General features: G+C 71.6%; 17 protein-coding genes. 5 read left to right on the top strand and 12 right to left on the bottom strand.

Annotation, left to right across the window (positions count from 1 at the left end; genetic code table 11):
* Positions 1-151: 151 nt before the first annotated feature.
* The 5 genes from ACIBN2_RS36850 (at position 152) to ACIBN2_RS36870 (ending at position 2,121) form a co-directional block, all read left to right on the top strand.
* Positions 152-334 (top strand): hypothetical protein, encoded by a 183-nt coding sequence (locus tag ACIBN2_RS36850; protein ID WP_399141128.1) that lies wholly within the window; start codon positions 152-154, stop codon positions 332-334.
* Positions 335-339: 5 nt separating this feature from the next.
* On the top strand, positions 340-678 hold the full coding sequence (locus tag ACIBN2_RS36855) for an ArsR/SmtB family transcription factor (protein WP_399141130.1): 339 nt from the start codon (positions 340-342) through the stop codon (positions 676-678).
* A gap of 340 nt (positions 679-1,018) precedes the next feature.
* Positions 1,019-1,144 (top strand): DUF6126 family protein, encoded by a 126-nt coding sequence (locus ACIBN2_RS36860; protein WP_399141448.1) that lies wholly within the window; start codon positions 1,019-1,021, stop codon positions 1,142-1,144.
* A 51-nt stretch (positions 1,145-1,195) separates the two neighbouring features.
* Positions 1,196-1,693, top strand: a complete 498-nt coding sequence (locus tag ACIBN2_RS36865; RefSeq protein ID WP_399141131.1) for a hypothetical protein — start codon at positions 1,196-1,198, stop codon at positions 1,691-1,693.
* Complete coding sequence (locus ACIBN2_RS36870) at positions 1,690-2,121, top strand: pyridoxamine 5'-phosphate oxidase family protein (protein ID WP_399141133.1); 432 nt, start codon at positions 1,690-1,692, stop codon at positions 2,119-2,121. Before ACIBN2_RS36865 ends, ACIBN2_RS36870 begins: the two co-directional genes overlap by 4 nt.
* 216 nt (positions 2,122-2,337) lie before the next feature.
* On the opposite strand, the gene ACIBN2_RS36875 is transcribed toward ACIBN2_RS36870, so the two are convergent.
* The 12 genes from ACIBN2_RS36875 to ACIBN2_RS36930 form a co-directional block, all read right to left on the bottom strand.
* Complete coding sequence (locus ACIBN2_RS36875) at positions 2,338-3,819, bottom strand: NADH-quinone oxidoreductase subunit C (RefSeq protein ID WP_399141135.1); 1,482 nt, start codon at positions 3,817-3,819, stop codon at positions 2,338-2,340.
* 3 nt (positions 3,820-3,822) lie between these two features.
* Entirely contained in the window at positions 3,823-5,415 is a 1,593-nt protein-coding gene (locus ACIBN2_RS36880) for a proton-conducting transporter membrane subunit (protein ID WP_399141137.1), read from the bottom strand.
* Positions 5,415-6,095: a hypothetical protein gene (locus ACIBN2_RS36885; protein WP_399141138.1), complete on the bottom strand. Its 681-nt coding sequence runs from the start codon at positions 6,093-6,095 to the stop codon at positions 5,415-5,417. Before ACIBN2_RS36885 ends, ACIBN2_RS36880 begins: the two co-directional genes overlap by 1 nt.
* On the bottom strand, positions 6,092-7,048 hold the full coding sequence (locus ACIBN2_RS36890) for a respiratory chain complex I subunit 1 family protein (RefSeq protein WP_399141140.1): 957 nt from the start codon (positions 7,046-7,048) through the stop codon (positions 6,092-6,094). The genes ACIBN2_RS36885 and ACIBN2_RS36890 overlap by 4 nt, the downstream gene beginning before the upstream one ends.
* A gap of 10 nt (positions 7,049-7,058) precedes the next feature.
* Positions 7,059-9,092, bottom strand: coding sequence for a proton-conducting transporter membrane subunit (locus tag ACIBN2_RS36895; protein ID WP_399141142.1), 2,034 nt, complete (start codon positions 9,090-9,092; stop codon positions 7,059-7,061).
* On the bottom strand, positions 9,089-9,571 hold the full coding sequence (locus ACIBN2_RS36900) for an NADH-quinone oxidoreductase subunit B family protein (RefSeq protein WP_399141144.1): 483 nt from the start codon (positions 9,569-9,571) through the stop codon (positions 9,089-9,091). The genes ACIBN2_RS36895 and ACIBN2_RS36900 overlap by 4 nt, the downstream gene beginning before the upstream one ends.
* Positions 9,572-9,760: 189 nt before the next feature.
* A complete protein-coding gene (locus tag ACIBN2_RS36905; protein WP_399141146.1) occupies positions 9,761-10,111 on the bottom strand; it encodes an ArsR/SmtB family transcription factor in 351 nt (116 codons plus the stop codon).
* A gap of 452 nt (positions 10,112-10,563) precedes the next feature.
* The gene (locus tag ACIBN2_RS36910; RefSeq protein WP_399141147.1) at positions 10,564-10,977 is read right to left on the bottom strand and encodes an STAS domain-containing protein; all 414 of its coding nucleotides are present in this window, start codon (positions 10,975-10,977) and stop codon (positions 10,564-10,566) included.
* Positions 10,978-11,027: 50 nt separating this feature from the next.
* Entirely contained in the window at positions 11,028-11,453 is a 426-nt protein-coding gene (locus ACIBN2_RS36915) for an ATP-binding protein (protein WP_399141149.1), read from the bottom strand.
* Positions 11,454-11,455: 2 nt separating this feature from the next.
* Entirely contained in the window at positions 11,456-11,650 is a 195-nt protein-coding gene (locus ACIBN2_RS36920; RefSeq protein ID WP_399141151.1) for a hypothetical protein, read from the bottom strand.
* Positions 11,647-13,371, bottom strand: coding sequence for a SulP family inorganic anion transporter (locus tag ACIBN2_RS36925; RefSeq protein ID WP_399141153.1), 1,725 nt, complete (start codon positions 13,369-13,371; stop codon positions 11,647-11,649). Before ACIBN2_RS36925 ends, ACIBN2_RS36920 begins: the two co-directional genes overlap by 4 nt.
* Positions 13,371-13,709: an ArsR/SmtB family transcription factor gene (locus ACIBN2_RS36930; RefSeq protein ID WP_399141154.1), complete on the bottom strand. Its 339-nt coding sequence runs from the start codon at positions 13,707-13,709 to the stop codon at positions 13,371-13,373. Before ACIBN2_RS36930 ends, ACIBN2_RS36925 begins: the two co-directional genes overlap by 1 nt.
* Between the last annotated feature and the right edge of the window lie 115 nt (positions 13,710-13,824).

Consider the following 13,824-nt stretch of genomic DNA (forward strand, 5'->3'; position numbering starts at 1 on the left):
CACGTTACCGGGGCGACGCTGGGATGGACCCGTCCGAAGCTCCGCACGCCGGAGTCGCCCCCTTCTTCGGGGTCCTGCCTCACCCTTACAATTGAAGAGTTCTTCAATTCGCAAGTTGCCGCTATCTCTACATGGTCAGCCGGAGGTCTCCGTGAACGAAGTCGCCGAGGCGCTGCTGGCGCGGGTACACGCAGCGCGGGCAGATCTGGCGGCCGCGGCGAGCGCCGGGGATCCGTACGAAGTCGCGGTGGCCGAGGACGAGCTCGATGACGCGGTGCGGATCGCGCAGAGGCACGGGCTGAAGTTCAAGGTGACGGGGACGGACGAGGGGTGATGAGGATGCCAGTTCCGTTGTACGAGGCGAAGGCCGAGTTCTTCCGGATGCTGGGGCACCCGGTGCGCATCCGGGTGCTGGAGCTGCTGCAGGACGGGCCGAAGCCGGTGCGCGACCTGCTGGCCGAGATCGAGGTCGAGCCGTCGAACCTGTCCCAGCAGCTCGCCGTGCTGCGCCGCTCGGGCATCGTGACCGCGACGCGCACCGGCTCGACGGTGACCTACGAGCTCGCCGGAGGCGACGTGGCCGAGCTGCTCGCCGCCGCCCGGCGGATCCTGTCCACCCTGCTGACCGGCCGGCAGGACCTGCTGGACGAACTGCGCGCCGCGGGGCCTGCGAGTTGAGCCGCCGGGGCCGCGTCCACCGGCCGTGGCAGCACGGCAGACCCGCCGTGGCCATCAAACACACACTGCCGCCGACGCAACGGCACATCGCCTGGCTCAGGTTGGGGCCCGAGGCGGTGCGGCGGGCCCGGGAGTCGTCCCCTCGGACGCCGGCGATGGACGTGGCGACGTCAGCGTGGAGCCCGCCGTCGACCACGACGGCAAGGTCGTCCTTGTGCGATCCAGCACGCCGTCCCAAGGGGCGGCGCACATCAGTGGACATCACAGCGAGGCAAGGAGACACGCGGTGAACGACCAGGCATCCGGCCAGTCCGCGGGCGGCAAGCCGAAAACGAAGACCATGGACAGGGAGTCGCGCATCGAGCGCGGCGTCGCCATCCGGGCCGGTTTCTACATCTTCGGCACCCATCTGTTCGCCGGGTTCGTATGGCTGCTGTTCTACCTGGGCGAGCACGCACATAAGTGACCGGCGAGACCATGCCGTGGGGGGCGCGGCGCGACGAAAGGACTGCCTGAGGTGATCGCTGTCGTGGGACACCCCGACCTCACCGCACCCACCCTGGCGATGCTGGAGGAGGAACTGTATTGGCGGCTGGCGGAGTTCGCGGAGGCGGGCAGGGCCGGGCTGGTGCGCGCCGGGCGGGGACTGCCGGTCGCTTTCGGCAGGGCCGCGCGCGCCGCGGGGCTGGCCCTGGTGACCGTCCTGCCGTCCAGGAACGGCATGCCCGAGGTGCTGGAGCAGCCCGATCGCAGGGCAGCCGGGGAACTGCTGCTGCTCTCGCAGCAGGCGCGGCTGCTGGAGTACGACCCCTGCGATCACGGCGCCTGTGTGGAGGCGGACGAGGATCTGCTGCGCTCGTGCAGACGTCTGCTGGCGGTGTGGGACGGCTCCGCGTCCAGCGGCCGGGACGCCACCGCCCATCTCGTGACCTTCGCCCGCGGTTGTGGCGTAGAGGTCCAGGTACTGTGGCCCGACGGCGCCGGCCGCATGGCATCGGACGAGGTGATGTCATGACGCCGGTCCCCTCCGAGCCCGGTGCGCGCATGGTCGAGCTGGGCCGCGACGAGGCTCTGGAACTGCTGGGCAGCGTGCAGTTGGGGCGCGTGACCTTTACCGATCAGGCATTGCCATCGATCCGCCCCGCCAAGCATCTCGTGGACGCAGGCGATGTCATCGTGCGCACGCACGGCGGCTCCGCCCTCCTGGGCCGTGCGCTGCGATCCGAGGTGGTGGCATACGAAGCCGACGAGATCGACTCGGCGACCCGGACCGGGTGGAGCGTCGTGGTCACCGGCACGGCGCCCCGCATCACAGATCCCGGGGCGCTCGCCCGCTACCAACGTCTGCTCATGCCGTGGATCGACCCGGAGGTGGGGCAGGTGGTGCGGATTCAGCCGGAGATCGTCAGCGGCTACCGCCTGGTGGCGGCCACGCGCTCCTGATGAGACCGGTGGGGCCGCCCTGTGGCCGGGACCCGCCCAGCTGCCGGCCAAGCGCTGGGCGAGCCCGTGGGAACGGGGGTGATCGGCCCACTGCTCAGTGGGGACGTGCTGCCGCCCCATTGTCCGGCCCGGCCTCGCTCTGATCTCAATCCATGTCTGCGCGCGGCCCGGGACGACCTCCACGTGCGGATCAGGGTCCTGCTGGCGGACACGGCGTCACAGATCGTTGCCGGCGTAGGAGAGGTTGAAGCTCTTGTTGGTCAGGGGGAAGTCCGGGACGATCGTGTCCGCCAACGCCACCGGCAGGGCGGGCCAGTTGAAGAAAGATGGATCGACCGGCTTGACCCGGGTCAGTGTGCCGTCGGGTGCGAGTTCGACGCGGGTGGCGATGGTGCCGCGCCAGCCCTCGACCAGACCGACGCCGGTGCCCGGACCCGCGCCGGCTGATGGCTGGGCGGCGAGCATCGCCCGTGGGGCGGCCAGTCCGACGGTGAAGTGCTCGATCAGGGCGAGGGAGGTATCGATCTCTTCGGCGCGGATGAGGAAGCGGGCCAGGACGTCGCCGCTGTCGTGGACGGGAACGTACAGCCGGGCATCGTATGCGGTGAAGGGGTGGGTGGCGCGGGCATCGTCGGAGATGCCGCTGGCGCGGGCGACGTAGCCGAGGCAGCCGATGGTGCGGGCGGCGTCGGTCGACAGGATCGCCGTGCCGGTGAACCGGTCGTGAACGGTGGAGTGTCCAAGGGCGAGATCAGTGATCTCGCGGATGTCCGCGCCGATCGCCTTCAGGCGGTCCGGATCGGGCAGCGCGCGCAGGGCCGCGCCGCCGAGCACGACGCCGCCGCGCAGCAGCCGGTGTCCGGTGATCTCCTTGTTGAGACGCAGGAGTTGCTCGCGTACCCGTTGGGCATGGGCGTTGAGGATGGAGTGACCGACGTCGTTGCAGAGCATGCCGAGGTCGGCGACGTGATTGTGGATGCGTTCCAGTTCCAGGAGCATCGCTCGGGCGCGTTGCGCCTCGGGCGGGACCTCGGTGCCGGTGGCCTCCTCGACGGCCAGGCAGTAGGCGAGGGTGTGGCCGACGGCGGTGTCGCCGCTGATGCGCTCGGCCAGCGGCAGGCCGGCCGCAACCGTACGGCCCTGGAAGAGCTCCTCGATGCCTTTGTGCACGAACCAGAGGCGGGCCTTGAGCTTGAGGATGGTCTCGCCGACGACGGAGAAGCGGAAGTGCCCCGGCTCGATCAGGCCGGCGTGGACCGGGCCGACCGGGATCTCGTAGACGCCGGCGCCCTCGACCTCCAGGAAGGGGTAGGGGCCTTCCTGCTCACCGAAGGCGGGCGGGGGTCCGGCGTCGGGGCGCATCGGATACCAGCCGCGCGGCCAGTGGAAGTGGCGCACCAGACGGCGCGGGAGGGGGTGGCCCTGGGGGACGATGCCGAACAGGTCGCGCATTTCCCGCTCGAACCGGCCCGCAGTGAAGGAGAGATGGGCCAGCGTCGGCACTTCCGGCCGGTCAGGGTCCAGGCGGATGTTCAGCTCCACCCTGCTGTCGGGCGGGCCGGAGGTGAACAGGTACACCACGCGCGGTCCGGCCTCGTCGATGTGCGCGGCGACCAGGGCGAGCCGATACCCCTGGGCGAGCAGGTTCTCGGCGTGCTGGGGCAGGGTGACGGTGCTGCTCTGGTAGGACTTGCGCATAACTCAGCCTCCGATCGCCCGGGCGGCGGCGTGCAGCAGGCCGGTGAGCGGTCCGAGGGCGACGCCCAGGGCCGCACTTGCTGCCAGGCCCAACAGCAGGGGCCACAGGGCGGAGGGGCTCTCCTCGCCCGGTGATCCCGCTCCGAGCAGCATCCGGGCCGTGCGGGCGGCGAGTGCGGCGAAGGCCACCAGGACGAGCAGCAGGGCCGCGGCCGTGGCCCAGGTGAGACCGGTGCCGGCCGCGAAGCCGGCGCGGGCGATACCCAGTTCGGAGGCGAAGAGGCTGAAGGGCGGGAACCCCATCAGCGCCGCCACCGCCAGCCCGAACACCCCGGCCGTCGCGGGCGCTCTGGCCAGCATGCCTCGTACCCGGCCGATCCGCGTGGTGCCGGTGAGCTGGAGGATGCGTCCGGAGGCGCAGAAGGCGACCGACTTGGCCAGCCCGTGCCCGGCGATGTGCAGCAGCGCGGCGGACAGGGCGAGCGGGCTGCCGACCGCTGCGGCCAGGGCGATCAGGCTCATGTGTTCCATGGAGGAGTACGCGAGCATGCGTTTGTAGTCACGCTGGGCGAGCAGCAGGCCGGCCGCGAGGGCGAGGCTGAGCAGGGCGATGGCGGCCAGCAGGACGCGGGTGAAGCCGGTGCCGAGGGCGGCGTCGGCGATGACCTTGTAGCGCAGGATGGCGGTGAAGGCGACCGACAGCAGCACTCCGGACATCAGCGCGGACACCGGCGCCGGGGCTTGGCTGTGGGCGTCGGGCAGCCAGGCGTGCAGCGGGATCAGGCCGGCCTTGGCGCCGAAGCCGAGGACCACGAGGCCGATGCCGAGCCGGGTGACCGCCGGGTCGAGGCGGCCGGCGCGGGCGGTGAGGGTGGGCCAGTCCAGCGCCCAGGCCTCGGCGATGCCGGCCTGCCGGGCCGCGTAGTAGATCAGCACGGTGCCGAGGAAGGCCAGCGCGATCCCGGCCGAGCAGATCACCACGTACTTCCAGGCGGCCTCCACCGAGGTACGGGTGCGGCGGTGGCCGACCAGGAAGGCGGTGACGATGGTGGTGGCCTCGATGGCCACCCACAGCACACCGAGGTTCGCGGTCACCACGGCCAGGGACATGGCGGCCAGGAACGCCTGGACCAGGACGTGGTAGCGCCACACGGTCTGCTCGTTCGCGCGCCCGGCCGCCCGCTCCCCTTCCAGGTACGCGGGGGTCGAGGCGCAGGCGATCAGTGCGACCGCGCCGACGACCAGCAGCAGCCAGGCGGTCAGCGCGTCCGCGCGCAGCAGGCCGGAGCAGGCGGTCCTGGGGCGGTCGTCGACGACGTCTGCCGCGAGCAGGCTCCCGCAGGTGAGGATCACGCACGGTGAGAGGAGCCCGGCCCAATCCCGCCGCGTCGTCATCGGGGTCTGCGCCGGCCCGGGCATCTCCGCGACGAGGACGTTGCCCCGGTCCGAGGCCTGCTGCCGGGCCTGGGTGAGGGCCGTCGCGAAGACGGCGGCGGGCGGGCGCCTGCGCCACCCGGCCAGGGCGTAGAGGCCGGCCACCGCGAGCGGTGCGGCGGCGGGCGCGGTCAGGAGCAGCGCGGAAGCGGTCGGCCTCATCAGTCGTGCAGCTCCCGCAGGTCGTCGAGGTCAGTGGTACCGAACGCCTCCCGCATGCGGGTGGTGAGGATCTGCAGCACCAGGACCGCCAGCAACACGTCGAAGGAGACGCCGAGTTCGACGATGAGCGGCACCCCGGAGGTGGCCAGCAGGGCAGTGGCGGTGATGCCGTTGTCCAGCAGAAGGAAGCCGACCACCTGGGCCACCGCCCGCCTGCGGGTGACCAGGACGAAGAAGCCGATCAGTACGACCGCGAGGCCGACCGGAAGGGCCTGGGTGGCCGGCGTCGGGTTCAGCGCGGTCAGTGGGCGGGCCACCGCGTAGGCCAGCAGCGTCAACAGCGCCGCGGTCAGCAGCGAGGCGGCGACGTTCACCAGCGGCTGTGTCTCGCGCGCCTCTTCGCGGTGCGCACGGTCGGCGGTGAGCACGGTCAGGGCGCGGCGCATCAGATGCGGCGCGACGCCCGCCCGCAGCACGCCGATGCCGACGCCGACGCCGATGAGGTCCCACCGCGCGTCGTGCGCGCCCAGGAGCACGGCGAGGGCGGCGAGGGCGACGCCCTGCAGGGCGAAGACGCGGACGATGGCGGCCAGTTCGCGCCGCCACAGCACGAGCACCGCGGCCAGCAGGAAGGCCCCGCAGGCCAGGTCGAGGAGCTGGGTGTGCAGGCCGCCGCTCATGACACTCCGCTCAGGAAGTAGGAAACGGTCACCGCGAGCAGGGCCAGCAGGAAGGACCCGGCGAGCAGTTCGGGCACCCGGAAGAGCCTGATCTTGGCCCAGAAGACCTCGGCCGCCGCCAGCACCGCACCGAGCAGGGTGAGCTTCGCCGCGAACAGGACCAGGGCCACCACGAGCGCCGCCCACGACGTACTGGTGGCGATGCCCCACGGCACGAACAGCGAGGACAGCAGCCCTAGCAGCAGGATGAGCCGCATCTGGGCACCGAGTTCGATCAGGGCCAGGTCGGGGCCCGCGTACTCGAGCACCATCGCCTCGTGGATCATGGTGAGTTCGAGGTGGGTGGAGGGGTTGTCCACCGGGATCCGTCCGGTCTCCGCCAGCACCGCGACCGCGAGCGCGGCCGTGGACAGCAGGCCGGCCGGGGAGGCGAGGCGGGCCGGCTCGTCGAGGGCGCCGGCGACCATGGCCGGGATATTGGTCGTGCCCGCCGGTATCGACAGCGCGAACACCGACAGCAGGATGGTCGGCTCCACCAGAGCCGCCACCGTCATCTCCCGGGAGGCGCCCATCCCGCCGAACGCGGTGCCCGTGTCCAGGCCGGCCAGAGCGAGCGCCAGGGTGCCCAGCGCGATCAGCGCCACCACCACGATCAAATCCGCATGTCCGCTCACCGGGGTGTCGGTTGACAACAGCGGGATCAGCCCGGCCGCGACCACCGTGGTGGCGACCAGCAGCGCCGGCGCAGTGCGAAAGGCGGGCCCGGTCCCCACGGGGCTGATCGGTTCCTTGCGCAGCAGTTTGCGGGCGTCCCGCCAGGGCTGAAGCACCCCGGGCCCGGCCCTGCCCTCCAGGCGGGCACGGATCTGCCGCATCCACCCGGTCAGCAGCGGTGCCCCGGCGCCGACCACGACGACCTGGCCGGCCACGGCCGCATATCCGACAGCACTCATTTCTTCGCTCTCACCAGCCCACCGTCAACACCAGCAGCAGCACGACCAGGCCGGCGAAGCCGTAGCCGAGATACAGGTGCACGCTGCCGCCCGCCAGCCGCCGGGCAGCCCGGCCCGTGCCGGCCAGCGCCCCCAGCACCGGCTGGTACAGGCGGTGTTCGATCCGGTCGGGCACCCGCCGCTCAAAGCGCACCCGCTCCACCAGATACGCCGACTCGCGCACCGGGGTGACGTTCACGTCCTGCTCGGGTGCGAGGACGTCGTCGAAGACGCGTTGCAGCGGTTCGGCGAACGAGGTCGCCGTGTAGGCCATGCGCGGCGTCGGTGCCCCGCCGCCGCAGTCCCACAGCCGGGCGTTCCTGCGGCGCCGCCGGCGTCCGTACAGGCGGGGCAGGGCGGTAGCGACGAGCAGGGCACCGGTCAGGGCGGCGACCACCCACAGCGGCGACAGCGACGCGGAGATGTCCGCAAGCCGGACCTGCACCCCGCCCCCTGCCAGGGCGCCGCTGCCCGGCAGCCCGGTCGCGGCCACCGCCCGGTCCAGGCCGTCGCCCAGCAGACCGGGCACCAGCGCCAGTGCCGCGCACGCGACGGCGAGCAGACCCATCCCGGCGAGCATGAGGGCGGGTGACTCCTTGGCCGCGGCGGCCGGTTCGCTACGGGGGCGGGCGAAGAAGCCCACGCCGAGCGCCTTGACGAACGCGGCAGCGGCGATGCCCGCGGACAGGGCGATCAGGGCCACCGACAGCGGCAGTACGACGGCCACCGCGACGCCTGGCACCTGCAGACCGTGGATCAGGGACTGCAGCAGGAGCCACTCGCTGACGAACCCGTTGCCGGGCGGCAGCGCCACCGCGCCGAGCGCGGCGAGCGCGAACAACCCGGCCGTGTACGGCATACGGTGCCGCAGTCCGCCCAGCCGGTCCAGGTCACGCAGGCCGGTCGCCCGCAGCACCGATCCGGCCGCGCAGAACAACAGGGCCTTGAACGCGGCGTGATTGACCACATGCAGCAGCGCGGCGGCCAATGCGAGCGCGGCGAGCGGCCGGTCGCCGTAGGAGGAGAAGAGCCCGCAGGCGCCGACACCGATGAAGACCAGGCCCATGTTCTCGCTGGTCGAGTACGCCAGCAGCCGCTTCAGATCGGAGGCCATCGCCGCCTGCAGGATCCCGTACACCGCGCTGATGCCGCCGACCGCCATCAGCCCCAGCCACCACCAGGCAGGACCGCCGCCGAGCAGGTCGAGGCCGACGCGGACAAGACCGTAGACGCCGAGATTGATCATGGCAGCGCTCATCAACGCCGAGACCGGACTGGGGGCTTCGGGATGCGCCCGCGGCAGCCAGGCATGCAGCGGCACCGCGCCTGCCTTCGACGTGAACGCCAGCCCGGCCAGCACGAACACCAGCCCCCGCACGGTCGGCGAGATGCCCTGCGCGCCCGCGCGCAGGGCGGCAAAGGTCTCTCCGTGCGCCTGTGCGGCGAACAGTGCGAAGGCGGTGAGCAGCAGCACCAGCCCGAGATGCGTCATCACCGCGTACCAGACGCCCCCCTGCCGCACGGAGCCGCGTTCGCGGTGTTCGGCGAACACCAGCAGCAGCGAGGTGAGGGCCATCAGCTCCCACAGCAGCAGGAACGTGGACACCGACGCGGCGATCGGTACGAGCACCAGGGTGAGCGCGAACAGCGGCAGCACCGCCTGCGCACTCCGCGAGCCGAGGCCGTGCTCGCCGTGTCCGGCCGCGTAGCCGATGCCGTACACGGCGACCGCGACGACAACGGCCCCCGCCACCGCGGCGAACAGGCCACCCAGCGCATCCACCGCCACATGCGTCCCGGCCAGCGGCAGCAGCCCGGGGAACGCGGCTGTCCAGTGGCTTGCGCCCAGTGCGGCCACGCCCGCCGTGACACCGCCGGCCCCGACACCCGCCGTCAGCACGCCCACGACCGGCACACGCAGCCGGTACGGCAGTCCGAGTCCGGCCAGCGCGCCCGCGCCACCCAGTACGGCCGCCGCCGCGAGGCCGCCCGGAATCACGCTCACCGTCCGGTCACTCTTCGCAGCGCCGCCACGATCTCCCCGGGCTCCGGCGGACACCCGGGCACCGCCAGATCCACCGGCACGACATCGGCGACCGCGCCCTCCACGCCGTACCCGCCCGCGAACTCACCGCAGTTGATCGCACAGTCCCCCACCGCGACGACCAGCATCGGCTCGCCCATCGCGGCCACCGTGCGCCGCAGCGGCTCGGCCATGTTGCGCGTCACCGGCCCGGTCACCAGAGCCACGTCCGCGTGCCGGGGCGAGGCCACCACGCGGGCCCCGTACCGCTCGGCGTCGTACACCGGATTGAAGGCCGCGGCGATCTCGATCTCACAGCCGTTGCAGGAGCCCGCATCCACGCACCGCACCTGCACGGAGCCATCCAACTCCCGCGCCTGTGGCAGGACTTCACCGTCCGGGCGCGGCACAGCGGGCTCGGCCACCCGCCCGACATCGCGGATCTTGCGCAGCAGGCCCATGAACTCCTCCCGGAGAGACGATGCGGATGTGTCGCTGACCAACCGAGCGCCATACGACCGCAGTTACGACACTTCTCTTGTGCTTTGCCACGAATCGGACGCGCCGAGGGAGGGGCGAGGGCGGCCGTCTCCCGGTGCCACAGAGCGCTGTCCAGCCCGTGGAGACGGCCGCCGGTCAAGAGGCCGCCGTCACGACGGCGGTTTTGCTTCGCCTTGCACGGCCTGCAGGTCGGCCAGTAGTTCGGCCTGGCCGGACAGCACGCCGGTCAGGATCGTCCGCGCGACCCGCAGCAGCTCCGCCACCTGCGGGCTGATCAGCGAGTAGTACACGGTCGAGCCCTCCTTGCGGGTCTTGACCAGGTTCGCCCGCCGCAGCACGGCCAGCTGCTGGGACAGATGCGCGGCCTCGATGCCCACCTCGGGCAGCATCTCCGCGACCGCATGCTCGCGCTCGCTCAGCAGCTCAAGGACCCGGATCCGGGCTGGATGGCCGAGGGTTTTGAAGAACTCGGCCTTCAGTTGGTACAGCGGCGTACTCACGTGGCTGCCCCCTCCCCGGTACAGCAGCACGGCACTAGCCGCCGGGCCTTGGTGCATCGCGTCCACCCACTCGTCAAGAACATGGGCCCATCCTCGCCTGCGGCACCGGTCGGGCCGAATCCGCACCTGGAGTGAGGGCCGCCAAGGCCGGATGTAAAGACCTCAGTAATTGCCAACATTAGCAATTACTGAGGTCTTGTGAGGGAAGTTTGCGTGAGAGTCATCCCCCTGCGCGGCGCCGGCGTCTCCTGGCTCGATTGCCCCGTCAGCCCCGAGGCCCCGTTGTCGCTCCCCCCACATCTGCGCGACGCCCCGTTCGTGGTCCCCTCGCCTGCGAGCTGTGCTCCCGGCGTGCAGGCCCGCTGTCCGCGGAAGGCGCCGCCGGGAAGGTGGGCTTACGACCCCGTCCGGGGACGGCGACGGCGCGTTCACAACGGGATATGCGGGGCAGCTCACTCGGCGGCCTGGTCTGCGGCCAACCATCCAGTGGTGCGCCATTCGTGGCGGCTCTCCACCGGGTCCCCGTGTTGGGCGCCGTGCGCGGCGAGAGCGGCAGGCAGGTCGGAGTGGACCGGGATCGGCGGGCAGCTACTGGTAGGCACGAGGGAGCCGTCAGCGGGAATGGCGGCCAGCTCCAGACTGCGGCCCGCGTCCGCGAGGCGACGGGCGGCCTCGGCAATCGCCAGCTGCCCCTCGGCCGACCAACTGCGCAGCTCGGCGAGGTCGAGTACGACCGGGCCCGTGCCCCGGGCCAGGGCCCAGCCGATCGCGCCGGTGAAGCGGCGGACGGCGCCCGGGCCCAGGTATCCGGTGACGGACAGGACGCCGAGGTTGTCTTCGACGGTGTAGCGCCAGTCGATGGTCATGAGGCTGAACTTCCTTGCGCGGTTTGCCGGTTGAGGTCTGCTGTCGGGCTTCAGAGAGGGAGGGTGATCCAGATGCTCTTGCCGGCGCCGTCGGCATCCGCACGGACCACCGCCGTACCGCCCAGGCCGAGCACGAGTTCCATGACGGTGGCCAGGCCGCCCGACCCGGATCCCGTGGCCGCCCCGTACAGCGGTGGCTGGTAAGGGTGCCGGTCGTGGACGGCGAAAGCCAGGCAGTCCGGGCTCGCCGCGTAGATCACCGTGGCCTGCGGTGACAGCTCGGCGGCGTGCCTCACGCTGTTGGTGACCAGTTCACTGAGGATGAGCAGGGCCGGGCCCACGGTGGGGTGGCGCAGCCCGATGCCCCATTCGACGAGTGCCTGCTCGGCGGTCTCGCGGGCCATCCGCACGGCGAACGGTTCGGTGGGCAGGGTGAGCACGTGCCGGTACGGCAGGGCTTCCAGCTGCGTGGACATCGCTACGCCTCCACACGGGCAGGACGGAAACCTGCGACGGTCTCGCGGTGCGGACGCAGCATGTGCCGGACCGGGCGTACCACCGTCAACTCCCGCTGTACGTACACCAGCCGCCGCAAACCACTGCCCTTCAGCAGCCACCGGGCCTCAGCGCCGGAAACCTCGATCATCCGGAGAGTGGTGGGGACAGCACTCATCGCAGGGCCTCCTCGTCAAAGATCCGGGGCCGTGGTGCGGGGAGCGCGGGCAGGACCCCAGCGCACTCCAGATGCTCTTGGGCGGCCCGGATCGCCTCGGGCGTGGTGGCGTACTCCCTGCCCTCGTGGCGCAGCAGCTCCAGCGCACCGACCGACGCGAGGACCCGGCGCTGCCCAGGACGTATTCCGGAAGCCAGGACAACGATGCCCCGCCGCTGCAACTTCTCCACCGCGTCCTTGAGGACCAGGGCTCCGGTGGCATCCATGGTGGACACGCGGGACATGCGCAGGATGACGACGCGGACCTCGGCGACCTCGGCCAGCTCCAGCAGGAAGCGATGCGCGGCGGCGAAGAACAGCGGGCCGTCAATGCGGTACGCCACGATGTGCTCGGCCAGCAGCGCGTGTTCCTCCACGCTGTGGTCGCCCCGATCCAGCGGCACCTGATCGAGGCGGGCCTCCTTGGCGACGGCACGCAGCGCGAGGGCACCCGCGACGCCCAAACCGATGATCACCGCATACACGAGGTCCAGGGCCAGGGTCGCCACCGCGGTCAGGACCAGGATCAACGCGTCGGAGCGGGTCGCCTTCGCCATGGCCCGCAGCGAGCCGACCTCCACCATGCGGATCGCGGTGGCCAGCAGGACGCCGGCGAGCGCGGCGAGCGGGATCTTCGAGACCAGGGGCGCCGCCGCGACGACGATCGCTGCGAGGACGGCGGCATGGGCGAGGGCGGCGAGGCGGGAGGTCGCGCCGGTACGGACGTTGACCGCGGTTCGGGCGATCGCGCCGGTCGCCGGTATCCCACCGAAAAGCGGGGCGGCGATGTTCGCGAGCCCTTGCCCGAACAACTCCCGGTCCGGATCGTGGCGCTGACCGACCGTCATGCCGTCCGCGACCGAGGCCGACAGCAGCGACTCCAGGGCGGCCAGGGCGGCAACCGCCACGGCCGGGGCGAACAGGCCGCCGAGCGAGCCGAGATCGAGGAAGGACAGTGACGGCGAGGGCAGCCCGGACGGCAGGTCGCCGATCGGCTTCGCCGCGTCCACCTGGGCCAACTGCGCCACGCCCGTCGCGGCGATCACGGCGACGATCGAGAACGGCACGGTCGGCCGCCACCGCGCCCCGACCAGCATGACCGCGGCCACCGCGACCGCGAAGCCGATCGCCGTCCAGTCAGGGGCCGCTGCGAACTCCCCGGCCGCCCGCCAGGCCACCACCAGCACCCGATCGCCCTCGGGCTTGGGCACACCGAGCGCGTTCGGGATCTGCTGCAGGCCGATCACGCAGGCAATGCCGAGCGTGAAGCCCTCGACAACCGGGGCGGGCACGTACTGCATGTACCGGCCGGCCTTGAGTACGGCGAGGCCGACGAGCAGAACGCCGGCCATCAGGCCGACCGTGAGAACACCTGTCGGCCCGTACTCGGCCACAATCGGGACGAGGACCACCGTCATGGCGCCCGTCGGCCCGGACACCTGCAGATCGGACCCCCCGAAGACGGCGGCGAGTGCGCCCGCGACCACGGCGGTCGCCAGACCGGCCTCAGCACCCAGCCCAGAGGAGACCCCGAACCCGAGCGCGAGCGGCAGCGCCACGATCGCCACGGTCAGCCCGGCCAGCAGGTCCCGCCGCGGATCGCGGCACATCCCGGCGAGGTCGGCACGGGCGGGCAGCAGTGCCGCGATCCGGGCCCACACCTGGCTGAAGGCGGTGCTCATCAGGCGGCGACCTCGGCGTTGCGCAGCTCGACCAGCAGCTCGCCCTGCCCGGCCAGCATCTCGGTCAGGATCCGTCGCGCGGCCCTCATCAGATCGGCGACATCCCCGCCGGCCAGCTCGTAGACCACCGTCGAACCCTCCCGCGCCGAGGTGACGATCCCCGAGCGGCGCAACACCGCCAGCTGCTGCGACAGCCCGGACGGCTCCACCTCGATCGCGGCCAGCAGCTCCCGCACCGGCATCGGCCCGCGCTGCAGCAGTTCCAGCACCCGTATCCGCACGGGATGCCCCAGCATCCGGAAGAACTCGGCCTTGGCCTGGTACAGCGGAACGGACACGACCCCTCGGCTCTCCTACAGGCCCGCCCCTGGAGGCGGGCACGAAAGGCTGCGACTACCTGCGAGCACAGCCAATGCAGCATCTAATGAATTGCGAAATTTTGCAATTCAGCAT

It is taken from the genome of Streptomyces sp. NPDC050534, assembly GCF_044457745.1.
GTDB lineage: Bacteria > Actinomycetota > Actinomycetes > Streptomycetales > Streptomycetaceae > Streptomyces.